Raw genomic sequence first — 23,514 nt, 5'->3', positions numbered from 1 at the left:
TATAAATGCAGCGCTCGCCAATATTAAGCTACGGGTCTATACCCTTACTCTAATAAATCACTTAAGCTCGATAAATTCGGTGCAAATTGCGGAGTGGTCGTGGTATTTAAATGCAGCATAATAAAGTTTACTTTCCGAGCATAATCGTCAGCCAGATCGATTTTGCCAATTGCACGCGCATAGCGCTCGGCCTGATCGGCCAAACGCATTTCCTGATGGCGAAAGCCGTCTTGCTGCGCGATTTGCAAACCACGCTGAACAATGTCTAAGGCCTGTTGACTTTGCCCGCGCTTCTCCATCAATTGCGCCCAAAGCGCCAGTAAATTGACTTCGGCCCAATGGTAAGGCGTAATAGCGACAATCGCCAAACCCTCTTCAATTAAGCATTCACTCGCCTCTAAATGCCCATTCATCAATTCAATTTCAGCCAGCCGATACGAGCTGGTGGCGGCGTAATGCGGGAGCTGATGCTGCAAACATAAAGTTAAGGAGCGGCGTAATAATTCTTTCGCGCCAATCAAATCGCCGGTTTTTTGCAAATTCACTGCCCAATTAATTTTGGCTTTAACACGCAAAAACACATCGCCAGTATCAAGCAGCAATTGATGCGCTGACGCATGCATTCTGACCGCCAAGGCATGATCGCCCCACACATCACAAATCTGCCCCAAGCCCATTAAAGCCAAACTACGGGTTTTCAAAAATTCGGCATCTTTGCCACATAAAACCACACATTGCAGCCAATGCTCTAGCGCTTGCGGGTAGCAAGCTTGAGTGTAATAACAGCGGCCAATTTGCTCGAGAATTTCAGGTCGACACTGGCTTTGTTTGAATTCCTCAGCAAAAACCATTGCTTCGAATAACTGATTAATTGCGCTCGTTAAATCCCCAAGCTGATCTTCAATTTGCGAAAGTTGCAAAGCCGCTGCAATAAATGTTTTCGCATCAAAAGTTTGCCGCGTTTGAGCAAGCAGCGCCAAGCAAAGCTCGCGTGCGCGCACCGGCTCAGTAAACAAGAGCGCTTGAATCGCATCTAATTGAGATTGACGAGGCTGCGGCTCAATCATGGGCATTATCGATTCGCCTTAATTCGTAAAATACCGAGCCTAGGCAAGGAGACTCCGAGCATGCAGAGGCGCAGCGCGGTGGTGTTTGAGATTGGAATCATGATTTTAATTATTTTGCGTCAAACCATAGCCATCATAGGCGAAATAGCGAAGCAACTAAATCAGCAAATCGCTCAGTGCACTGAAATTCAACAGCGTGGTTGGTGCGAATGCCGTATTTAAATGAATTTCGATAAAATGACTTTTACGCAAAAATTCTTCCGCCTGATCATCCAGCCCCATCGCACGCGCATATTGCGACGCTTGCTGATTCAGGCGCATTTCCAAATGCCGCAAACCATCCTGCTCAGCAATTAATAGACCACGTTTTACGCTTTCGAGTGCTTGGGCTAGCCGCTGCTGCTGTGCCGCAACCGTCGCCCACAGCGCCAGCAGATTCACTTCACACCAATGATAAGGCGTTGTCGCCAAGGTTAACAAACCTTCTTCCAGCAAGCGTTCTGCTTGATCCCAATGCTGCTTTACAATTGCAATCTCAGCCAAACGGAAATAGCTTTCCGCCGCATGATGAGGTAATTGGTGCGTCAGACTTAATTGCAAAGCATCCTGCAAAATGAATTCAGCGGCATCGTTTTGCCCTGTTTTCTGTAAATTCACGGCCCAATTAATTTTCGCCATCGTCAGCAAAAAACAATCATTGATGCCGGCCAGTAAAGTGTGAGCCCGCTGATGCAAAGTAATCGCTTGGCTATTTTCACCACAAGCATCGCAAATTTGCCCAAGCCCCATCAGAGCCAGACCACGCGTTGCAATAAAATCAGCATCATTCCCGCAGAGCACCGCACATTGGTGCCAAAACTCCAAAGCTTGCGGGTAGCGCGCTTGCGAATAATAGCAACGTCCAATTTGCTCTAACAATTGGGGCAAACGCTGCTGCAATTTAAATTCCTCGGCAAATACCAACGCCTCAGACAGCACCGCAATTGCGCTCTCCAAATCGCCCAATTGGTCTTCAATTAAAGACAATTGCAAAGCGGCGGCAATCAACGTTGGCGCATCAAATGCCTGCCGAGCGCCAGCCAGCACGGCGAGGCATTTCTGCCGCGCCAACACAGGCTCGGTAAAAATCAGCTGCTCAACCGCTTTGAGCTGAGCGCTATGCACGTCGGATTTGACTGCATCAACCATCGACTATTTAACTCCTACATAAAAATTAAGCATACGCAGCAAAGTCAATTTGCGCCAAGACAAAGGCACAGCGAAAGTTCCTACCATTTGCAGAACCAAGCCCGTGTGATGCAATCAACTACTGAATCGCAGCATCTCAGTAGTAAAATTCAATTTCTAAGGTTTCTAGCAGTGAGCTTAACCCGCTGGAACAGTGTTCTTTCAGCAATGGATGAAAGATTAAAAACCATAGGTATACAAATGCAGCCATTAATAAATAAAGCCTAGATTTAAATACCCCAACATCAATTCACACCCAAGGCCAAATTAGTGCATTTATGCTAAGCTGCCCTACCTCTTTCTGTACCCAAGGTTTTGTATGCAAAAGCTGTTAACTATCTTGGTTTTGCTGGCGATTTTGATCGGCATGCTGGTTCACGGGCCGATTGCCCAGCTTGAAGGCTATCATTCATTTGCTGATCAGTTGCTGCGTTTTGGCATTATCAATTGCGGCGATGTACTGTCCAATGCTGGTTTTGCACTGGTCGCGCTGTGGGGCATGTTGCGTCTATGGCCAGAGCGTCAGCAGCTTAATTTAGGCTTCACGCTGTTTGTTATCGCTATTTTCCTGACTGCGATAGGCTCGGGCTATTACCACTGGTCGCCAAACGACGAGCGTCTCGTTTGGGATCGCATGCCGATTTCATTGGCCTGCGCAGGCTTGTTGGCAGGCGTTTGGCAGAATTTTTCAGCGCACAAAAATCAATGGCCTTTAGTCATCGCACTCAGCGTTTTTGCCATCGGGGGCGTCGTGTACTGGCACTTTAGCGGCGACTTGCGCTTGTATCTAGGCTTACAAGCCTTGCCGCTGCTGCTAATCCCGATCTGGCAATGGCATGCACCGAAAAGCACTCGCATCGCATTTGCGGCGGCAATTGCTTTATATGTACTCGCCAAAGTCGCCGAACTGGCCGACCATCAAATTTACGCCGTCCTTGGTTTTATGAGCGGCCACACGCTGAAACATTTGCTCTCAACACTGGCAGCAGGCACGATTATTTACCACTTAGTGCAAACCACGCGTAGCCGCTACTACAAATAGCGGTCTAGGGTCTATTGGCGTTTGGTTTGCGAATCGCGTTTGTGCTGATTTTGGCCTGAAACAAGGCACAAGACGCGTCGCATAGTCATTCTATGCCAGCGTTTTGTAACGCAGGGTCAGGCCAAAAGCAGCCAAACCCGAAGGGCTGGGCGATTTTCGCGGCATCTCTGCGTTATTCCGTGCTCGAATAGCTGGCTATGCTTCGCACGAAATGCCTTGATCTGCCGCGAAAATCGCTCCAGCGCGATCGTAAACCAAACGTCAACAGACCCTAGCACACGGCGAGGCAAGACACGATGCAAAGACATTTTGGATTAACTCATCATGGCTAAGCGCAGCGAGTACGTCGATTATCTATTGGGCGAGCTCGCGCCGCTCGGTACACTGCGCGCCAAAGCCATGTTTGGTGGTTTTGGCGTGTATTGCGACGAGCTATTTTTTGCCATCGTCGTCGACGATATTTTCTACGTCAAAGTCGATGATTTGAATCGCCCACGCTTTATCGCCGCCCAACTCGCGCCGTTTACTTATGCAATGAAAGATGGTCGCCAGCAAAGCATGAGCTACTATCCGCTGCCAGAATCCGCGCTAGAAACACCCAGCGAGCTGATCGATTGGGCCAAAGAAGGCATCGCCACAGCGCTGCGCGCGCCGAAGAAATCCAGTCGCAATACAGAGAAACGCTAACAAAGCTTCCCGTAGAGCGGTTTCTGTTAGAAAATAAGCGTCTATTGCTGTGAACGCGCTGTATTAGTCCACGTTCTGAATCAAAGATGGCGCGAAGCCGACATTTCAGATTTGAATCAGGATAAGAATAAGCGCCGTTCCGCTCCAAATACCGAGAACTGACTCATGCGCCAAGTTACTGTGACCCGCAATACGCTAGAAACTCAAATCACCATTACGCTGAACCTCGACGGAACGGGCGTGAGTAAATTTGATACTGGCGTGCCGTTTTTTGAACATATGCTCGACCAAGTGGCGCGCCACGGTCTGTTTGATATTGAAATCAAAGCCGTTGGCGATTTACATATCGATGCGCATCACACGGTTGAAGACGTCGGCATCACACTAGGTCAGGCTTTTGCTAAAGCCGTCGGCGACAAAAAAGGCATCGTTCGCTACGGTCACAGCTATGTGCCGCTCGACGAAGCGCTGAGCCGCGTCGTTATCGATCTGTCGGGCCGCCCCTGTTTGGAATACGACTGTGAATACACTCGCGCCATGATTGGCGGTTTTGATGTGGATCTGTTCGGCGAATTTTTCCGTGGTTTTGTCAATCACGCCGCAATCAGCTTGCATATCGACAATCTAAAAGGCAAAAACGCCCACCACCAAGCCGAAACGATTTTCAAAGCTTTGGGCCGCGCACTGCGCATGGCGGTAGAGTTCGATCCACGGATGGCAGGCATTACGCCATCAACCAAAGGCACGCTGGTAGGTTGATATGACAAAAAAACCTATCATTGCGATCGTCGATTACGGCATGGGCAATTTACATTCGGTCACCAAAGCGTTTGAATTGGTCGCCGAGAATAACGCGGAAGTGATTCTGACCGCCGACCCTGCCGTTGTGGCCAGTGCAGATAAAGTCGTTTTTCCCGGCCAAGGTGCGATGCCCGACTGTATGCGCGAACTAGAAGCCAGCGGCCTGAAACAAGCGGTGCTCGATGCGGCTGCGAATAAGCCATTTTTAGGCATTTGCGTTGGCGCACAATTATTGTTTGAACACAGCGAAGAAGGCGATATGGATTGCCTAGGCGTATTCAAAGGCAATGTGATTAAGTTCAAACCTGAAAATATGCATGATGCGAATGGGCAAAAACTCAAAGTACCGCACATGGGCTGGAATGAAATGTTCATCGTGCAAGATCATCCGCTGTGGGCGGGGATTAACGATGCGGAACGCTTTTATTTCGTGCACAGCTACCACTTCGCCCCCGCTGAGCCGCACGATACCTTTATTGAAACGGGTTACCCAAATCGATTTGCCGTGGCGATTGCGAAAGACAATATTTTTGCGATTCAATGCCATCCAGAAAAAAGCAGTACTGCTGGCCTGCAATTATTAAAGAATTTTGTGCATTGGAACGGCAAGCACTAAGCTACATATTCTCTTTACAGAAAAACGAATGAAATCATAAAGTAGTAAATATTTAACCTATACTGCCAACTTAGTTTTAAGCCCATTAACGACTCACTTATTTACACGCTCATATCATGCTGATTATTCCTGCAATTGATTTAAAAGATGGCCAGTGCGTCCGCCTGCGCCAAGGTGAAATGGAAGGCGCAACGGTATTTTCCGATGATCCGGCAAGTTTTGTTAGCCACTGGCTAGGCCAAGGCGCACGCCGCATGCATTTGGTAGATTTAAACGGTGCGTTTGCAGGTAAGCCAAAAAATTTAGCTGCGGTAAAAGCCATTTTGGCTGAAATCAAAGGCGAAGTGCCGGTGCAATTGGGTGGCGGGATTCGCTCACTCGAAACCATCGAAATGTATCTTGATGCCGGCATCGATTACGTCATTATTGGCACGGCGGCAATCAAGCAACCGGGATTTTTGCACGAAGCGTGCGACGCTTTCCCTGGCAATATTATTGTGGGTTTAGATGCCAAAGATGGCATGGTAGCCACTGATGGTTGGGCGAAAATCACCGATCACAATGTGATTGATTTAGCCAAACGCTTTGAAGGCTACGGCGTAGAAAGCATCATTTACACCGATATCGGCCGCGATGGCATGCTGTCTGGCGTGAATATCGAAGCTACCGTTAAATTGGCACAAGCATTGACGATTCCGGTAATTGCCTCGGGCGGTTTGACCGATCTGGATGATATTCGCAAATTATGCGAAGTCGCCGATGAAGGCATCGAAGGCGTGATTACGGGCCGTGCGATTTACGAAGGCACCATTGATTTTGCTAAAGCACAAGATTTAGCGGATGAGCTTTCCGCCTAATCAATCGAGGGCGCATGGAAAAACCAGAGTGGTTTGATTGGGCAAACGACGAGAAAAAAACGGGCGAATGGATACGCGCGAATAATCCCGAATGGTTTGCCCAAGTTTGCCAAATTTTGTTTGATTGCGACCCGATGATGATGACGCTCGTCCAAGAGCCTGCTGGCTATGCGCCCGAAGTCGGCAGCATTTTGCGCAGTCTGCCGCAGTGCATGGGCGTCGATGATGTTCAGCAATTGATATTTAATGTTTTCACGCAATGGTTTACCCCCGAATTTGCCGGCGGCCGCAGCCAATATGCCGAAGCTGCCGCTGCAATCTGGGAAACCTGGAAACAGCAACAACTCGAATAATCTGCGGTGCAATACCGCACGGAAATAAAATGCCTTTAGCTAAACGTATCATTCCCTGCCTTGATGTGACTAATGGTCGTGTCGTTAAAGGTGTCAATTTCCTCGAACTACGTGATGCCGGTGACCCTGTTGAAATCGCCCGCCGTTACGATGCGCAAGGCGCGGATGAACTCACTTTCCTCGACATTACCGCCTCTAGCGACAATCGCGATCTAATCCTGCACGTCATCGAAGCCGTCGCCTCGCAAGTATTTATTCCGCTCACCGTCGGTGGTGGCGTACGTGTTCCAGACGATGTTCGCCGCCTGCTCAATGCGGGCGCGGATAAAGTCAGTATCAATACCACCGCAGTGACCAATCCCGAAGTCGTAGAACAAGCCGCCAGCCGTTTTGGTAGCCAAGCGATTGTGGTGGCGATTGATGCCAAAGCAACCGATGCAACCAATAGCCGCTGGGAAGTGTTCACGCATGGTGGCCGCCGGGCGACGGGGCTCGATGCGGTGGAATGGGCACTGAAAATGCAGCAACTCGGTGCGGGTGAGATTTTGCTCACCAGCATGGATAGAGACGGCACCAAGATCGGTTTCAACCTGCCGCTCACGCGTGCGGTATCTGATGCAGTCAGTATTCCAGTGATCGCCTCAGGTGGCGTAGGCAATCTGCAGCATTTGGTCGATGGCGTTACCCAAGGGCATGCCGATGCGGTACTCGCAGCGAGTATTTTCCACTTCGGCGAATATTCGGTGCGTGAAGCCAAGCTTGCGATGCAGGCAGCCGGCATCGAGGTGCGTTTATGAGTCTGCCAACATGGCTCGCTGAGATTAAGTGGGACGACAAAGGCCTTGTTCCAGTGATCGCGCAAGATGAAAGCACCGGCCGCGTCATGATGTTTGCGTATGCAAACGCAGACGCCGTAGCGCTTACCGCACAGAAGCATACTGCACACTACTGGACGCGCTCACGACAAAAACTGTGGCATAAAGGTGAAGAATCGGGGCATTTTCAACATGTATCGGCTATTCAGCTCGATTGCGATGGTGATGTGCTGATTTATAAAATTCGCCAAGAAGGCGGCATCGCCTGCCATACTGGCCGCGAAAGCTGCTTTTTCCGCACCTTGACGGATGGCCAATGGCAAGTCACTGAAGAAGTCTTAAAAGACCCGAGCGCTATTTATGGCGCTGGCCATTCGCACTAATTTTTAATCTGGATCACAAAAAAACCACGCCGAGTCAGCGTGGTTTTTTTATTTACGGCACTAAAACTAATCGATTAATTTCCACACAACAAACGCACGCGGCGCTCGGCTTGATCGAACGCTGCATCGGTCGTTGCTGTCAACAGGCCTTGTTTAGCTTCATCGCAAGCATCCGCATTCCGGGCATCATTACGTGGCACAGTTGCTTGCGCACGGCCAGTACAACGAGAATCCGCCGCGAGACGTAGATTATTAAATGCGCCTTGCTCAACTGAAACGCAGTCACCCACGCGCTTGCCGGCTTGATCGATGACCATCGTAATGGTGCGATTATTATTCATCAGAATCGTGTATTCAAATACCTGTGAATTGGTGGCCATACGCGTCAATTGTTGCCCAGCAAATCCACCGCCCACGGCGCGTAAAGCACGGTTGCTGCTAGATCGACCAGAACCCGATGCCAAACCCACAGTACCACCAACCAATGCGCCGGCCACTTGTGCATTGGCATTGCCTTCGGTCGCGGCATTCACCGCAGTAATCCGACCATACGACACAGTCGAGTGAGCAAAAGAAACGCTAGTCATTGCCAGCAAAGCCGCTGCTGAAATCACGTGTAGCCACATTTTTGAACGTTGCATATTGAAGACTTCCTATAGATTCAATTCAAGGGCAAAACTGCGCTCACACCAAGCTAGCATAGATAGCACGCGCAATTTCAGAATTGCACTGATTATCAACCAAATGAATGCTGCGCAGCAATCAATACAACGTCGAGATTACACTAAACCTACGCAAAACAAACGCATCTTAGTCCCGTTCGAAGTCATCAAGGACTATTTTTCCCGCTCTGGCGGCCTTGGTAAATGCGCACGAATTCGCTCAGAAAAATCTGGTGCACCCTCTGCGGCTTGCGCGGCTTCATTAATATGCGAGAGTCGACGAAACTCATCAAACGGCAAATCAGTATCTAAAAATCCCGCATTAAACAAATAAGCATCAATCCAACCATTAAGCAGATGGCGAATATTAAAATCATCCGCACGCCCCACACGATTGGCATAACGCACAATATTCAGCGTGCAATTATTACTCAGTAAGTTGTACCACTCTGGGCGGTCGGCCAATTCATTGATCCGCTCCAAATACACCAAAAACAACGCTCGCGCCGATTCGGCAGACACTTTCACTGGATACAAAAATACGTCTTCCTTACGGTGATTAGTGCGCACACCGACAATATCGCGCTCATCGCCAACGACATAAATCAGCTCAAATTGCTTAAACATCGATGCGAGCGGATCGAAGCCTTCGTGCGTTTCTGGCCGCGTTTCAATCGAGATCGAAACGGGCGGCGCATTATCAAAAATAAAGCTCACAAAAGTATGCCCCACCGGGCCTTTCATCCAGTATGAGATGAAGAAGTCCACGCCAGTTAGGTGGGAGAGCAATACCTCTCGATCTTCATATTTCACCGTAAACTCATCCCGCCCTGTGTAATGAAAGTTGCGGACGTTTTTTAGCAGTACACGATCACCATCAATCACCGCGCGCGGCATCACAGCGACATCAGTTTGCCATTCCCGCTGATGCGATGCTGGAATCATCCACCAATAGGCCAGTACCAATAAAAACAGCGCAGCAAATACAAAACGCATTTTAGATTTGCAGGTCAGCCACAATGCCCAAATACCAAACAGCGCAAACACCGCCGCAGCCACCACGCGCAATTCGCTCCAAGGTAAATTCGACCAATACAGCGCCAAAGATCCCCACGCCACCAAACCAAATGCACATAGAAAAACCAAGATAGCGAACAACCAAGACGTCGGCGTATGAATCCAAGTCAATAATCGTTGGGCGAAGCGTGATTGCATTATTTTCATATTAAAAAGCCGCTACTTATCGGCTGAAACTAAGTTTTTATAAATTTTGCCGTCTTTCATAATCACGACAAAGTTAGTTTGTGGATCTTCGATCAATTTAATATTCTCGATAGGGTTGCCGTTCACCAGCAGCAAATCAGCCAAAGCGCCCTCTTCCACCACGCCCAAACGACCCGGATAAGGATTGCGCAACCCCGACAACAGCAAAAGCTCACCATTGGTCGACGTGGCCATTTTGAGTAACTCAGGCACTTTATACCAGCGCGTGAGCTTGGCCAGCTGCGCGCCTTGTCGCTGCGCTAAAGCTTGAGAAAATAAGATATCGGTACCAAAAGCAGTTTTGATTTTATATTTTTTAGCCAAGGCATACGCAGTATCCGTACCTGCAAAAACTTGCATTTGCCGCTCGCGATTGACTGATCCAGCAGGCAGTGGCGCAGCATCCTTATCATCAAGAAACGGCTGCAAACTCAGCCAAATGCCTTTTTCAGCAATCAACTTGGCGCTGGCTTCATCCATCAAATGCCCGTGCTCAATCACTTTCACGCCCGCCTTAATCGCGCGCTGAATCGATACTGGCGTGTAAGCATGCGTGCCCACATACGTGCCCCAGTTTTCTGCCGCTTCCACTGCGGCGCGCAGCTCGGTTTCAGTAAAGGTCGAAGCATCTAGCGGACTATGCGGTGACGCCACTCCGCCGCCCGCAGTGAGTTTAATTTGACTCGCCCCCAGCATGAGTTGCTCGCGAGTACGAATCCGCACCTCATCGGGCGTGTCAGCAATCATCGTACCGTTAATTTGCTCCATCCGATTTAATCCACCACCGATTACACGCGGCACTTCAAAAGACTGCCGAAAATCACCATGTCCGCCGGTAATCGAAATGATTGCGCCTGATGGATAAATCCTTGGCCCAATCACCAACCCATCATCAATCGCCTGCTTCAAACCAAACGCTGGGCCGCCCAAATCACGCACCGTTGTAAAACCGCGCATCAAGGTCGCTGTCGCTTCTGCGCTGGCGAGCAAATTGCTGTAACCAATATCAGCGGCAATCGCTTGCAGCGGATTGGGCCGCACCATCATCGTGTGCCAGTGCGCGTCAATTAAACCGGGCATCAAAGTACGGCCATTGCCCGCAATCACCGTCGCGCCATCGGCCACAATCGGCTGCGCTGAAATCCGCTCGATATGATTGCCCCTCACCAAAACATTGCTGGCTGCCGACAAAGCACTACTTTTGCCATCATAAATTCGCACATTCTGAAATAAGGTCGCGGCGCCATCTTGCGCGAAAACGATGCTCGACAGTGCGATACCGGCTAGGCCACAAGCCATAGTGCGAAATAATCTGGGCTGCATTTTAATTTCTCCAGTTGAACAACAAGCTCATCTATCGCTTACATTAATCGCACCCTGATTATCAGGATTTAGGCTGATTTTACCTGAGAACCCTCGCTTTTATCAGAAGAACACATATTTGCCCCCTTATCGCGCCCGCTCTTAAATTCTTCGTTAGCGCAGCATTGAATAATTTGATCCAGCAGAAACACATAAATCGCCTGCGGCGTTACAATAGCCACGAAAGTGTCATCTACACGCAATATAATCCTCTGCTTTTAGGAGCTGCTATGGTTTCAACCGAAATTCTTGAACGACTATCTACCACGCTGGCTGAGCGTCGTTCGGCAGATCCGTCATCATCGTATGTGGCCAAGCTCTATCACAAAGGCACGGATGAGATCTTAAAGAAAATCGGCGAAGAAGCCGTTGAAACCATCATGGCCGCCAAAGACGGTGACAAATTACATCTCGTGCGCGAAGTCGCCGATTTATGGTTTCACACTTTGGTGCTACTAGCGCATGAAGGTTTGAGCCATGAAGATGTATTGGCTGAGCTAGCGCGCCGAGAAGGTATTTCCGGCATTGATGAAAAAGCCGCACGCAAATAATTGGATGACATCATGAGCGATTGCCTATTTTGCAAAATTGTTCGCGGCGAGATCCCTGCGAAAATCGTCTATCAGGATGATGACGTGCTGGCGTTTAACGATATTCGCCCTGCCGCGCCGGTGCATTTTTTGCTGATTCCAAAACGGCATATTGAATCTTTGCTCACCACGACCGAGCAAGATCAAGCCTTGCTGGGCAAAATGCTCGCTTTAGCGCCAAGCATCGCGCGCGAACAAGGTTTGGGCGAAGGATTTAAAACGGCAATCAATACCGGACTGGCCGGCGGACAGGAAGTTTTTCACCTGCATTTACACGTACTAGGTACCCCACAAGGGTAATTGATGCTAGGCATTATATTAGTTAGCCTGCATAGATATACCTAAAGGTCACTAGATTTATTTCCTTGCATCAGCAAGACACTTTTTTCATCGAGGTGCATCATGGGCTCATTTAGCATTTGGCATTGGCTAGTGGTATTAGTCATTATTATTTTGGTTTTTGGTACGAAAAAACTCGGCTCAGTAGGTAAAGATTTAGGCTCGGCAGTCAAAGGCTTTAAAGACGGCATCAAAGAAGGCGAAGACGCCGACAAAAAACCAGCCGAGAAAGAAGTCGGCCGCGTCATTGATAACGACAAACCTTAATCGTGCGCCATTGCAGAACCACGCTAGCGCTGTGGCCATTTCCGCACAACGCAGGTAACGCCCGTGTTATTAGCTTTGGCGAATTACTCACCCTCGGTGCGGTCACACTGATTGTCGTTGACCCAGAATTGATAAGATCCCCAAAGAGTGATGCATGCCGAATTTAAACTGGGCGACAGCTCACGCTGTAGGTTGGCGCCGTGTTTGACATTAGCTTTGGCGAACTACTCACCATCGGTGCGGTCACGCTGATCGTCGTCGGCCCAGAACGCATGCCCAAAGTAGCGAGAACGGCGGGGATGCTGCTGGGTCGTCTACAACGCTTTATTGCCAATGTAAAAACCGAATTGCAACAAGAAATGCAAATGGGTGAATTGGCAAAGCTAGAAGCTGAGTTGCGCGAAGGCACAAATGAAATCCACAACGCCATTCAGCAGCCTTTTTCAGATGCCGCCAATATGCTTGCTGAAGGCGCGCAAATGCCGCCCGCCGCAGATGTGGTGACCGATGAAACTGATCATTTCATCGAGCCCGTTCAGGATCAACACGGACAGCGCGACTTTTTTGCACAAGATCAGCGCCAACCAAACAGCGCCTACCGTGATCGACGCTAAGCCAAATGCAAGCGCCTGATATTTCCCATCTCCACCCCCGCCGCAGCGCGCTTTTTGCGCGTCTTTGCTTGGCCGCCAACGAAACGAGATATGGTCGATAATTTACAGCCTTTATTTAGCCATTTATTAGAGCTGCGTACTCGCTTGGTGCGTGGCGTGATCGTTTTCCTCGTTGGCTTCGGGATTGCCTTTGCATTTTCTGCCCAACTTTACGACATCATGGTTGCACCACTCGCGCATGTGTTGCCGGGGCAAAAGCTAGTCACCATCGGGATTGCCTCACCTTTTATGGTGCAAGTGAAAATCGCCGCGCTGGTTGCCTTGGTCGCTACATTGCCGCATACGCTGTTTCAGGTTTGGGCCTTTGTTGCGCCGGGGCTGTATCAGCATGAGAAAAAACTCATCGTGCCGCTGATTATTGCGTCGAGTTTATTATTTATGGCAGGCATGGCATTTGCGTATTTTCTGGTGTTTGGCGTGGTGTTTAAGTTTATCGTTTCGGTCGTCCCCACCAGCATGCAGTGGTTGCCCGACTCCGGCGAATACCTCGATTTCGCGATGGGGATGTTTCTCGCGTTTGGCGTGACATTTCAAGTGCCGATTGCGGTGATTGTGCTGGTTCGCACCGGCGTGGTCACGATTGAAAAACTACGTGAAATTCGCTCGTATGTGATTGTCGGCGCTTTTGTCATTGCTGCCGTGGTCACGCCGCCAGATGTTGTATCGCAACTGCTGCTTGCCATCCCACTGTGGCTACTTTATGAAGCCGGCGTGGTGATTGCCTCTCTGCTGTATCGCCCTAAAACCACCTAAGTGCGTATACAACGATTTGTGGCAAAGGCTGCGCCGACACTACAGCAAGCACGACTCAGGAAACGACGCAGCAAGAACATTTTTACTGATCTACCTCATTCATTCTGATTGATTTTTTCCCGAGCGACTTATGCCAATCCAACTGCGCGTCTTGCAGACTTTATTATTTTTATTTGCCGCTGTGCCCTGCGGCATTCCTTTTCGCTGGAATCCCAATCCGGTATTTCCTTCTGAACTCGCCGCATTTGTACTGTGTGTGCTGATCACACTCACTTGCGCGTTTATTCCGAATGAGCGTGGTGAAAAATCGAATCCACCGTGGACTAGCCTGATCTGGATTAGCTTTGCCGCTTTGATTGGCGTGCAAGCATTGATTATTCAGCCTTATTACAATACCGAAGTGGTTTACCCGATTATCTATGCCCTCGGCGCAGGTGGCGTGGCTTGGGGTTTATCGCGAGCATTCGCGGTGTACGACCGCAATGAATTGGTCACGATGTTTGCATGGGGTTTATTAGCAGGCGCGATCTTTAATTCGGGACTGGCTGTACCGCAAATCATGCAGCTCATTCAAGAAGGCCCACGCTTAATTTTTGGCAATATCGGCCAAAAAAATATGTACGGTCATTATCTGGCGTGGGGCTTAGCCAGCGCAGCCTATTTGGTGACGCAAAAAGACGAATTGCCACGCTGGATGTTCTGGATTGTTGCGCCGTGGTTGGCACTGTCTTTGGCATTTTGCGGTTCACGCTCACCGTTCTTATACGCGTTTGCATGGTTGCCTGCGGGGCTGTTCCTGTGGTGGCGTGGCGGCGTCATTGTGCGCCAGTTTGGTAAGGCTTTAACGATTGCTGCCGTACTGATTATCGTCATGCAATTTATCGCACCTGTCGTGAATGAATTGCTGCAAGCGGCGCTGAAAGCAAAAAACGAAGTGCCAACAGGGCTAGATCGGATCGATTCAAATGGCTCACGCCGTTTGGTTGAATGGCATAAAGCGTGGCTCGCGTTCTTGGATCATCCTTGGCTCGGCTTAGGCTGGGGCGCGTATGGATCGCAAAGTATTGCGTTACAGCTAAGACCTGAATTTGCCATCGTGTCCGAAAGCGTGCTGTTTACCCATGCCCATAACTCAGTACTCAACCTACTGGCTGAGACGGGTCTTTTTGGCAGTCTCATTATCGTTGGCGGCATTCTGTGGGCATTTTGTAATCTATTTCGGCAGTGGAATAACCCTATTGTTGTGTTTGGCGCATCGCTCGCGGTGGTATCGCTACTGCACAGTTTGGTCGAATATCCGCTCTGGTATTTCCATTTTCTTGGCCCGTTTGCGATTGCATTATTTTTGCTACGCAGTGACGCGCCCCAGTTCAATCTACCAGCCAGTGCGGCGCGGATGATTTGGACGATTTGGGCCGGCATCGCATTAACCATTGCCGTTTTAGGTGGTCAGCTCTACCTGAAAATCTACCCCATCATGGATCCTGCCAAAGAGGAAAAAATCAACGCCGAGCGAATTCACACCTTGGAAGGGCTACGCAGTAACCCGCTGATCGATTTTTACGCCGATTTTGCTTTATCCAATTACATCGTGGCCAGCACCAGCGAAATGCCGTGGAAGCTCGGTATCTTACGACGCTTAAATGCAATTCGACCTTATCCAGGTCAAATGACCGATCAAGCGGTAATGGAAGCACTCAGTGGCAATCAGGCCATTGCCCACACTCTCATGCGCCAAGCCGCATTTGCCTATCCGGAAAGTTACGATTATTTCTACGAAACGCTATTTAGCTTTGAAGAGTCTGAAGTTCGCGCGCTCATTAAAGAAGTCGATGAAGGCCGCGAGTTTTTCAATAGCAAACTCGATTTCAAACTCAAGCGCCCTGAAAACAAAATCAGTAGCGAGCCTTTAGAAAAACCTTAATCACACTGCGGCGGCTCACTTCCTTGAAGGGGCCGCCCATTCATGATGAATTCTCATCTTTTGTTTTAAGCATCAAACACGTCCGCAAAGGACGCTCCCCTCTGCATCAAATCTTGGCACTATCCAATCTGCTTAAATCAGTTCTCACTTTAATTTCTGATCTAAATGCTGTTGCCATAAACAATCTGCTCCAATGCAACTGTAAAACTCATGGCGAAGTGATCGTAAACCAAACGTCAACAGACCCTAGTCAATTTGCAGCAATCAAACAAAATTAACTTACTTTTTGCAAGCGCTACGCTAAGATAGGCAGTCAGCTGGTGCTGCATTGCAGCAATATATAGGTATACACCTGCAAGCCATATTTTAATTGGCCTACATTCACATACATCTAAAACCTAAGTAATAAAGAAAAAATCGCAGCAAGATAAGACTTTCGCTGCATCACTCGACGGATTGATTCATCTACAAGACAAGGGCTTCAAAATGGCGATTGCAAAAGATAAACCCGCAGCTCAAGCTGCTGGCACGCGTAAAACAGTATTAGTTGATCTGGCTTTACAAGGCGGCGGCTCGCATGGAGCTTACACTTGGGGTGTACTGGATCGATTCTTAGAAGAAACATGGATGGAATTTGACGGGATTTCCGGCACATCCGCTGGCGCAATGAACGCAGCAGTGATGGCAGATGGCTTAGCCGCTGGCGGTCGTGAAGGCGCGAAAAAAGCGCTAGAAAAATTCTGGCGCAGCGTTGCTGACGCCGCTTTGCTTAGCCCGTTTCGCCGTGGCCCCATTGAGATGCTCACCGGTAAATGGACGCTAGATTATTCCCCAGCCTTCGTTGCTGCTGATTTATCGGCACGCCTGTGCTCGCCGTATGACACCTCAATGGGCGGAGCAAATCCACTCAGCAAAATTCTGAATGATTGCGTCGACTTTGAGCGTTTGGCCAAAACCACAGTGCCACGCTTATTTGTAACTGCAACCAATGTGAATTCTGGGCGTGGCCGCGTATTTCGCAATGCCGAAATCAGTTCTGATGTGTTGATGGCATCGGCGTGTTTGCCAACGATGTTTAAAGCCGTCGAAATTGATGGCGAACCATATTGGGACGGCGGTTTTACCGGCAATCCAACGATCACGCCTCTGGTGCGCGATTGCGATTCGGACGATACGATTTTAGTTTCAATCAATCCGGTTTCCCGCCCCGGCACACCGCGTACTGCCAACGAAATCAATAATCGCTTAAATGAAATTTCATTTAATTCGCCATTGATTAAAGAGCTACGCATGGCGGCGCTGTTGCGCAAAGTGGCAGATCCAAACAGCACGGGTGAAGGCGCGAACTGGGCCAAAATGCGAATTCACCGCGTTGAAAGTGAATCCATCATGTTGCAACTGGGTTATTCATCAAAAATGCTGGCCGAATGGGCTTTCTTTTGCATGTTGCGCGATGAAGGCCGCAAGGCTGCGGAGCAATTTTTAGCCACGCACGGCGACAGCATTGGCGTGCGCTCAACACTCGATATTGATTTCCTACTCACGGAGGTTTAAGAAATGGGTTTGCTCGGTATTTTGCTGGGACTGGGATTTTTAATCTGGATGTCCTTCCGTGGCTGGAGCGTACTGGTTCTGACACCGCTGGCAGCACTGATTGTCGCGATTGCTTCGGGTGAGCCAATGTTGGCGCACTGGACGCAAACATTTATGGGTGCGGCAGGCGGTTTTGTCGCGCAGTTTTTTCCGTTATTTTTGGTCGGCGCCGTCTTTGGTAAGTTGATGGACGATAGTGGCTCAGTCACCGAAATTACGCGCTTTATGACCGAAAAACTCGGTATTCAGCGCGCTATTTTGGCGGTGGTTTTGGCTGGCGCATTGGTCACTTATGGCGGCGTGAGCTTATTTGTCGCCTTTTTTGTGATTGTTCCGATGGCACAAGGCTTGTTCCGTGCCGCAAATATTCCTTATCGCTTAATGCCTGCCGCGATTGGTTTAGGCACGTTCACCTTTACCATGTCGGCGATGCCGGGCACACCTGCGGTGCAAAATGCGATTCCAATGCCATTTTTTGGCACTACGCCATTTGCCGCACCGGGCTTGGGCATGATTGCGTCTGCCGTCATGTTTTCATTTGGTATGTGGTGGCTGCTACGCGCCGCCGCTGCTGCGCGCCGTGCTGGTGAGGGCTATGGCCGCGAAGACCAAATTGAACAAGTGAACGCTGAAGTTGCTGAACTTGCCGACAATGCTTTAACTCGCGAACGCGCAGCAACAACAGATGCATTCGACCCGCATGAGATCCACACAGGCTGCCATAGCACGCAAGCGCCAAGCACTTTGATGGCTATTTTGCCGCTTTTGGTCGTGATTGCAGTCAATTTCATTATGTCGATGGTGATCTTACCCAGAATGGACACGAGCTTTTTGGCCGATTCGCAATGGGGTGGCATCAGCCTGTCTTCAGTGAGTGGCGTGTGGTCGGTGATTGTGGCGCTATTGTCTGCAATTACGGTGCTGATTATTGGCAATCGTAAACGCCTACTCAATTTGCGCGAAACCGTGGCTGCGGGTGCAAATGCATCCAGCTTGCCGATTCTCAGCGTTGCCAGTTTGGTGGGTTTTGGTGCCGTTGTGGCTGCAATGCCGGTGTTTTCTCTGGTTACCGAATGGGTATTGTCGATTCAGGGCGGCCCGCTGGTTTCTTTGGCCGTTTCGACCAATATTCTCGCTGCGCTCACTGGCTCCGCATCGGGTGGTATGACAATTGCTCTTGAAGCACTGGGGGCTAACTATTTGCAATTGGCAACTGAAATCGGCATGGATCCAGCTTTGCTCCATCGCGTTGCGGTGATTGGCGCGGGCACATTAGATAGCTTGCCGCATAACGGCGCGGTGGTGACTTTGTTAACGCTATGCGGATCAACGCATAGTAAAAGCTATTTCGATATCGTGATGAGTTGTATTGTCGGCGCGATCATTGCGTTGGTGGTGGTGATTGTTCTGGGAACGATGTTTGGGTCGTTTTAAGTAAAAAAGCCATCGGTGGCGACACCGATGGCTTTAATTCACAGATGACGACTATAAATTACTACTGAACCATTGATTTGCATGCTGTAGCACTTGCTCATTCAACACACCTGTCGATGCAGCAAGTTGCAAGGTCGAGAAAATGTACGCGTATTTGGCTAAGACTAAGCGATAGCGCGTTTCATAATAACGCTGGTTAGCATCCAATACGTCCAGCATGGTACTCACGCCCACTTCATGCCCTAACTTGGTTGAATCAAGCAAAGACTTACTAGAAGTCAAAGCCTGCTGCAGCGCGCGAATCTGAGCCGCCCCCGCTGAAACACCCAAAAAAGCCTGTTTATTAGTTTGCAATGCATCGCGACGTGTTGCTTCAACTCGATCAACTTGTTGATCACGATTAGCCAAACTTTCTCTAAGTTGTGAAGAACGACGTCCGCCCGTGAAAATAGGCACAGAGAACTGCACGCCAATCACACCCGTTCCCAATCGATCCGTACCGCCATTACGGGATAAACCGCTGCCATCAAAAGCCTGACCGTAGCTAGCGACCAAATCCAAGGTGGGTGAATCTTGTAAACGGTAAAGCTCAATATTTTTGCCAACAATCTCCAGATTTAAGCGCTGAGCCAGTAAATCAAAGCTGCCGGTCTCTGTGCGCGCCTGCCATTCTTTTAAATCATTGGGCACTGGCAAAGTAGGCTCAATTGCATTGGCTGCCGTTGCCAATTGCATCGCTTCCAAATTAGTTAAGAATCGAAATGCGTTTTGCCGAATTTCGAGATCATTCGCCGCGATAATCTCATTAGCTGCAATCCCGTCATAGCGAGCTTGTGCTGCATTCACGTCATTAATATTGGCTGATCCCACATCAAATGAGCGCTTGGCTGATGCGAGTTGCTGCGCAACCGCATCCCGCTGAGCGGCCGATAACAATACGTTTTCTTGCGCGGTTAAAACATCAAAATAACTTTGCGCCACGCGCAAAATCAATGACTGCTCAGCCACGCGAAATTGTAAATCGGCCAACTCGGTTTGTTTGGATAGCTGATCCGCAGCAACAAAAGCCTCTTGCCGATAAATCGGCTGAGTCAGCCTGACACTATAACCATAAGTTTGGCCGGATTTATCAAGCTGCGGATTACTCGGTGTTGGATTGCCTGGCGAGCTATCAATTCGCGCATGATTCACATTCGCGCCCAAACCGATTTGCGGTAAGAGTAAAGAGCGACCTTGAACTGCTTTTTCTTGCCCTGCAATTCGTGCTGAATTGGCGGCAGAAAAATTAGCGTCATATTTTTTTGCCGCTTGCCATGCATCCAGCAAATCGACAGCATGCGCGGGTAGCACAAAAATCGAAGCGAAAAGAAAGAAGATAGGCTTTAGTTTCACAATTGTTTCCCATATTAAATAAGTCACACAGCAATTTGTCTTACAGTCGGCCGCGCCGCTTCTAGTCGCGTGAAATTGTGCCACACAATTCACTTGTAGCCTATGACAGCTTAAATTCAGTATTTAATCAAATGATCAAGCACAAACTCTTACCAATTTAAGCCTACAATACACCAAGTAAGTATTTAAAATACAAGCAGCGTAGCAGCTACGCTAGTCAGCATTTTGTTACTAAACCCAATGAGCCATGAAATTTTCTGTTGGACAGCACTTTTACTTTGCGCTAACTTACTCAACACAATTAGTAAGTCTACAAAAATACGCCAATACACTTTCAATTCGGAGAGATCATGAGTTCATCAGAAGAACATAAAATATCCCGCCTCGCGCTGACCGCAATGGTGGTCGGCTCCATGGTTGGCGCAGGGATTTTTTCAATTCCTGCTCGCTTTGGGGTAGCAACCGGTCCATTTGGCGCGATTGTGTCTTGGCTTATCGCTGGCGGCGGTATGCTGATGCTTGCTTTTGTATTTCAATCTCTGGCGGTGCGTAAACCAGAAATCGATACAGGTATTTACGGTTATGCCACTGCCGGATTTGGTAACTACGCCGGTTTTATGGCTGCATTTGGTTTCTGGGCAGGTACCTGCCTTGGGAATACAACTTATTTTATTCTGATTAAATCCACTATTGGCGCAATTGTTCCGATGTTTGGCGATGGCAATACCCCCATGGCGGTGTTTTTCTCGTCCATCATTTTATGGGGCGTTCACTTTATGATTTTGCGCGGCATTAAAGAAGCTGCGTTTATCAATCAAGTCGTGACTGTCGCCAAAATCATCCCGATTATTCTCTTTGTTATCATCCTTATATTCGCCTTTCAAAAAGATATGTTTGCCGCCAGCTTCTGGGGCGGTGGCTCATACAGCCTCACCGATGTATTTAACCAAGTTCGTAGCACGATGCTAGTTACGGTATTCGTGTTTATCGGTATTGAAGGCGCCAGCGTTTATTCACGCTTTGCAAAAAAACGTGAGGATGTGGGCTGGGCAACCGTAATGGGCTTCATTGGTGTGCTTTGCCTATTAGTGATGGTCACACTACTTCCTTATGGCGTCATGCTACGCGATGATTTGGGCGCTTTACGCCAGCCATCAATGGCGGGTGTACTCGCTTATATCGTTGGACCTTGGGGTGCATGGTTTGTCAGTATTGGTCTGATTGTTTCAGTGCTGGGTGCTTATCTGGCTTGGTCACTGCTAGCGGCCGAAGTCTTATTTTCAGCATCAAAAAGCAAACTAGTGCCGAAATTTTTGGCTCGCGAAAACAAAAATGGTGTGCCTGTTGCCGCGCTATGGGTTACCAATAGTTTGGTTCAAATCTTCTTAATCTCAACGATGTTTGCACAAGAGGCATTCAATCTTGCGCTTGATATGACCAGCGCAATGACCTTAATCCCATATGTGCTCGTTGCTGCCTATGCTCTCAAACTCACCCTAAAACGTGACACCTACGCAGCCGATGATAAAGCGCTCTCGAGTGATATGAAAATCGCTGCTGTTGCAACACTCTACTCATTGTTCATGTTGTTCTCTGGGGGATTTAAACACATTCTACTGGCGTGCATTTTGTTTGCGCCTGGTTCAATCATGTTCATTCTTGCCCAGCGTGAGCAAGGAAAAACCGTATTTAACCCAGCGGAAAAAGGGTTATTTGTGGCCACATCAATCGGTGCCGTTATCGGAATCTTTGCACTGATCACCGGCCAAATTGCTATCTAAGCAAGATTCGTTTAACAAGGAGCTATCAATGACTGCAACAAATGCTTTCGGTGTTCACTCTGAAGTCGGTATTTTGCGTAAAGTAATGGTCTGCGCCCCAGGCCTAGCCCATACTCGCCTGACACCTAGCAACAACGACGCCCTACTATTTGATGATGTAATGTGGGTACAAAACGCCAAACGTGACCATTTTGACTTTATGAGCAAAATGCGTGATCGTGGCGTTGAAGTGCTTGAAATGCACAATTTACTGGCTGAAACAGTCGCGATCCCAGAAGCTCGAGCGTGGATTTTGGATCGCAAAGTCACAGTCAATAATGTGGGTGCTGGTCTAGTTGAAGATACTCGCGCCTACTTAGAAAGCTTGGAGCCACGTCGACTCGCTGAACTATTGATTGGTGGTATCTCTGTTTTTGATTTGCCTGATGAATTCTCGACCTGCGGCTATTTAGATTTGGTGCGCGAATCTCATGGTGTGACTGAGTATCTATTGCCGCCATTACCAAACACGCTCTACACACGTGATACGACGTGCTGGATTTATGGTGGTGTAACGCTCAATCCACTGTATTGGCCAGCTCGCAAAGAAGAAACACTACTGACTACCGCGATTTACCGTTTCCACCCAACATTTACTAGCGCAAGCTTTGAATACTGGTGGGGCGATCCTGACACCAACTTCGGCTCAGCAACGGTTGAAGGTGGCGATGTGATGCCAATTGGTAATGGCGTTGTGTTAATCGGGATGAGTGAACGTACTTCGCGCCAAGGTATTAGCCAATTAGCCAATGCCTTGTTTAAGAAAGGCGCAGCAGAACGCGTAATTATCGCGGCAATGCCAAGCAAACGTACTGCAATGCACTTGGATACCGTATTTACTTTCGCAGATCGTGATGTTGTGACGCTCTCACCTGAGTTTATGAATCAAGTTCATGCAATTTCATTGCGTCCAAGCGATAAACCAAGTGGTATCGAAGCAACGATTGAGAAAAAATCGTTTGTTGACGTAGTTGCAGAGTCACTAAACTTCAAAAAATTGCGTGTCGTTGAAACTGGCGGCGATCATTATGCTTCTGAGCGTCAGCAATGGGATAGTGGCAATAACTTAGTCGCGGTATCTCCTGGCGTTGTATTTGCTTATGACCGCAATACAGAAACAAATACGCAGTTACGCAAAGAAGGTGTTGAAGTTATCACTATCGTTGGTGCTGAATTAGGTCGTGGACGTGGTGGTGGACACTGCATGACTTGCCCAATCGTACGCGATGCAGTTGATTTCTAAGCGTATTAAATTATTGAAATAAATTGAAAATGGCAAGAAATTAGAAACCTCATTCAGGCACTCTCCCTGAATGGGGTTTTCTTGTGTAAACCGATCCTCTAGGCCAACAATTTGAAGGAAGTAGATCAACAAAAATTTTCTTGCATCGCTGTCTCGCCTAGTCGTACGAATCAGTACCGCCTATGACTTTCACGCCTTGCCATAAAATTTATATACGAAAACTACTCGCCAATTAGTGTAATTAAGTATCGCTAGACTGAGCCCTATAAAGTGAACCATAGGGGTTCTAAATAATGTCAACGTACTATAGCGTTTGAATGGGTTTGTGTGAAAAGACAAGGCTTCGCTCC

Annotated in this window: 24 protein-coding genes; 18 read left to right on the top strand and 6 right to left on the bottom strand. The window is 48.7% G+C overall.

Translation table 11 applies throughout. The annotated features are described in order from the left end of the window. Positions 1-44 precede the first annotated feature (44 nt). Positions 45-1,073: an ATP-binding protein gene (locus tag Q320_RS0115945; protein ID WP_027469822.1), complete on the bottom strand. Its 1,029-nt coding sequence runs from the start codon at positions 1,071-1,073 to the stop codon at positions 45-47. 150 nt (positions 1,074-1,223) lie between these two features. After that, positions 1,224-2,255, bottom strand: a complete 1,032-nt coding sequence (locus tag Q320_RS0115940) for a tetratricopeptide repeat protein (RefSeq protein WP_027469821.1) — start codon at positions 2,253-2,255, stop codon at positions 1,224-1,226. A gap of 358 nt (positions 2,256-2,613) precedes the next feature. Between Q320_RS0115940 and Q320_RS0115935 the strand changes: the two genes are divergently transcribed. The 8 genes from Q320_RS0115935 (at position 2,614) to hisI (ending at position 7,848) form a co-directional block, all read left to right on the top strand. Then, a complete protein-coding gene (locus Q320_RS0115935; RefSeq protein WP_027469820.1) occupies positions 2,614-3,336 on the top strand; it encodes a hypothetical protein in 723 nt (240 codons plus the stop codon). Positions 3,337-3,660: 324 nt separating this feature from the next. Further along, the gene (locus tag Q320_RS0115930; RefSeq protein ID WP_027469819.1) at positions 3,661-4,023 is read left to right on the top strand and encodes a TfoX/Sxy family protein; all 363 of its coding nucleotides are present in this window, start codon (positions 3,661-3,663) and stop codon (positions 4,021-4,023) included. A gap of 165 nt (positions 4,024-4,188) precedes the next feature. After that, positions 4,189-4,782 carry an imidazoleglycerol-phosphate dehydratase HisB gene (gene hisB, locus Q320_RS0115925; RefSeq protein ID WP_027469818.1) on the top strand — a complete coding sequence of 198 codons (594 nt, stop codon included), beginning with the start codon at positions 4,189-4,191 and terminating at the stop codon, positions 4,780-4,782. Position 4,783: 1 nt separating this feature from the next. Beyond that, a complete protein-coding gene (hisH, locus tag Q320_RS0115920) occupies positions 4,784-5,440 on the top strand; it encodes an imidazole glycerol phosphate synthase subunit HisH (RefSeq protein WP_027469817.1) in 657 nt (218 codons plus the stop codon). 116 nt (positions 5,441-5,556) lie between these two features. Further along, complete coding sequence (gene hisA, locus Q320_RS0115915; RefSeq protein WP_027469816.1) at positions 5,557-6,297, top strand: 1-(5-phosphoribosyl)-5-[(5-phosphoribosylamino)methylideneamino]imidazole-4-carboxamide isomerase; 741 nt, start codon at positions 5,557-5,559, stop codon at positions 6,295-6,297. A 14-nt stretch (positions 6,298-6,311) separates the two neighbouring features. Continuing rightward, complete coding sequence (locus tag Q320_RS0115910; protein ID WP_027469815.1) at positions 6,312-6,650, top strand: hypothetical protein; 339 nt, start codon at positions 6,312-6,314, stop codon at positions 6,648-6,650. A gap of 29 nt (positions 6,651-6,679) precedes the next feature. Continuing rightward, positions 6,680-7,447: an imidazole glycerol phosphate synthase subunit HisF gene (gene hisF / locus Q320_RS0115905; RefSeq protein WP_027469814.1), complete on the top strand. Its 768-nt coding sequence runs from the start codon at positions 6,680-6,682 to the stop codon at positions 7,445-7,447. Further along, positions 7,444-7,848 carry a phosphoribosyl-AMP cyclohydrolase gene (gene hisI / locus Q320_RS0115900; protein ID WP_027469813.1) on the top strand — a complete coding sequence of 135 codons (405 nt, stop codon included), beginning with the start codon at positions 7,444-7,446 and terminating at the stop codon, positions 7,846-7,848. Before hisF ends, hisI begins: the two co-directional genes overlap by 4 nt. Before the next feature lie 74 nt (positions 7,849-7,922). Here the strand turns inward: hisI and Q320_RS0115895 are convergent, their stop codons facing one another. The 3 genes from Q320_RS0115895 to Q320_RS0115885 form a co-directional block, all read right to left on the bottom strand. Further along, on the bottom strand, positions 7,923-8,489 hold the full coding sequence (locus Q320_RS0115895) for a hypothetical protein (RefSeq protein WP_027469812.1): 567 nt from the start codon (positions 8,487-8,489) through the stop codon (positions 7,923-7,925). Between the two features lie 195 nt (positions 8,490-8,684). Continuing rightward, positions 8,685-9,734 carry an Lnb N-terminal periplasmic domain-containing protein gene (locus Q320_RS0115890; protein ID WP_027469811.1) on the bottom strand — a complete coding sequence of 350 codons (1,050 nt, stop codon included), beginning with the start codon at positions 9,732-9,734 and terminating at the stop codon, positions 8,685-8,687. Positions 9,735-9,746: 12 nt separating this feature from the next. Beyond that, a complete protein-coding gene (locus Q320_RS0115885; RefSeq protein ID WP_035854016.1) occupies positions 9,747-11,096 on the bottom strand; it encodes a metal-dependent hydrolase family protein in 1,350 nt (449 codons plus the stop codon). 269 nt (positions 11,097-11,365) lie between these two features. On the opposite strand from Q320_RS0115885, the gene Q320_RS0115880 reads away from it, so the two are divergent. From Q320_RS0115880 to Q320_RS0115845, 8 genes are all read left to right on the top strand, one after another. Then, the gene (locus Q320_RS0115880) at positions 11,366-11,686 is read left to right on the top strand and encodes a phosphoribosyl-ATP diphosphatase (RefSeq protein ID WP_027469809.1); all 321 of its coding nucleotides are present in this window, start codon (positions 11,366-11,368) and stop codon (positions 11,684-11,686) included. Positions 11,687-11,698: 12 nt separating this feature from the next. Continuing rightward, a complete protein-coding gene (locus Q320_RS0115875) occupies positions 11,699-12,025 on the top strand; it encodes a histidine triad nucleotide-binding protein (protein WP_027469808.1) in 327 nt (108 codons plus the stop codon). Positions 12,026-12,127: 102 nt separating this feature from the next. After that, entirely contained in the window at positions 12,128-12,331 is a 204-nt protein-coding gene (tatA, locus tag Q320_RS0115870) for a Sec-independent protein translocase subunit TatA (protein ID WP_027469807.1), read from the top strand. Between the two features lie 200 nt (positions 12,332-12,531). Beyond that, the gene (gene tatB / locus Q320_RS20265) at positions 12,532-12,945 is read left to right on the top strand and encodes a Sec-independent protein translocase protein TatB (protein WP_051534830.1); all 414 of its coding nucleotides are present in this window, start codon (positions 12,532-12,534) and stop codon (positions 12,943-12,945) included. A 90-nt stretch (positions 12,946-13,035) separates the two neighbouring features. Then, positions 13,036-13,758, top strand: coding sequence for a twin-arginine translocase subunit TatC (gene tatC / locus Q320_RS0115860; protein ID WP_027469806.1), 723 nt, complete (start codon positions 13,036-13,038; stop codon positions 13,756-13,758). Between the two features lie 130 nt (positions 13,759-13,888). Continuing rightward, positions 13,889-15,682: a PglL family O-oligosaccharyltransferase gene (locus Q320_RS0115855; protein ID WP_027469805.1), complete on the top strand. Its 1,794-nt coding sequence runs from the start codon at positions 13,889-13,891 to the stop codon at positions 15,680-15,682. A 486-nt stretch (positions 15,683-16,168) separates the two neighbouring features. Beyond that, positions 16,169-17,236: a patatin-like phospholipase family protein gene (locus Q320_RS0115850; RefSeq protein WP_051534829.1), complete on the top strand. Its 1,068-nt coding sequence runs from the start codon at positions 16,169-16,171 to the stop codon at positions 17,234-17,236. Between the two features lie 3 nt (positions 17,237-17,239). Further along, positions 17,240-18,709 (top strand): GntP family permease, encoded by a 1,470-nt coding sequence (locus Q320_RS0115845; protein WP_027469803.1) that lies wholly within the window; start codon positions 17,240-17,242, stop codon positions 18,707-18,709. 51 nt (positions 18,710-18,760) lie between these two features. Here the strand turns inward: Q320_RS0115845 and Q320_RS0115840 are convergent, their stop codons facing one another. Next, a complete protein-coding gene (locus Q320_RS0115840) occupies positions 18,761-20,101 on the bottom strand; it encodes a TolC family outer membrane protein (RefSeq protein ID WP_027469802.1) in 1,341 nt (446 codons plus the stop codon). Between the two features lie 350 nt (positions 20,102-20,451). On the opposite strand from Q320_RS0115840, the gene Q320_RS0115835 reads away from it, so the two are divergent. After that, positions 20,452-21,882: a basic amino acid/polyamine antiporter gene (locus tag Q320_RS0115835; RefSeq protein ID WP_027469801.1), complete on the top strand. Its 1,431-nt coding sequence runs from the start codon at positions 20,452-20,454 to the stop codon at positions 21,880-21,882. Between the two features lie 28 nt (positions 21,883-21,910). Further along, positions 21,911-23,164, top strand: coding sequence for an arginine deiminase (gene arcA, locus Q320_RS0115830; RefSeq protein ID WP_027469800.1), 1,254 nt, complete (start codon positions 21,911-21,913; stop codon positions 23,162-23,164). The last annotated feature ends 350 nt before the right edge of the window (positions 23,165-23,514 follow it).

Origin of the sequence: Deefgea rivuli DSM 18356, from assembly GCF_000620145.1 — a bacterium.
GTDB classification, from domain to species: Bacteria; Pseudomonadota; Gammaproteobacteria; order Burkholderiales; family Chitinibacteraceae; genus Deefgea; species Deefgea rivuli.
This window is presented reverse-complemented; position numbering and strand designations above follow the sequence as displayed.